General features: G+C 60.9%; 1 protein-coding gene. It reads left to right on the top strand.

Annotated elements, in window-relative coordinates:
* Nucleotides 1–389, top strand: a 389-nt coding sequence (locus ACTHSP_RS22500; protein ID WP_440347071.1) for an ATP-binding protein, incomplete at both ends; no start/stop codon positions are given.

Below are 389 nucleotides of genomic sequence, written 5' to 3'. Positions count from 1 at the left end.
GCCGACAGCATACAAGTGCTGGAAGGCTTGGAAGCGGTACGCAAACGCCCCGGTATGTATATCGGCGACACGCAGGACGGCAGCGGCCTGCACCACATGGTGTTCGAGGTGCTCGACAACGCCATTGACGAAGCGCTCGCCGGACATTGCGACAAAATCACCGTAACCATCCATGCCGACAATTCCGTCAGCGTGGCCGACAACGGCCGCGGCATGCCGACCGGCATCCACCCGAAAGAAGGCCGCTCCGCCGCCGAAGTCATCATGACCGTCTTGCACGCAGGCGGCAAATTCGACAACAACAGCTACAAAATCTCCGGCGGCTTGCACGGCGTGGGCGTATCCGTCGTCAACGCACTGTCCGACTGGGTAACGCTGACCATCTACCG

It is taken from the genome of Neisseria sp. P0001.S005 (assembly GCF_051963715.1).
Note: the sequence above shows the minus strand (reverse complement) of the source record. Positions and strands in the feature narration are given on the sequence as shown.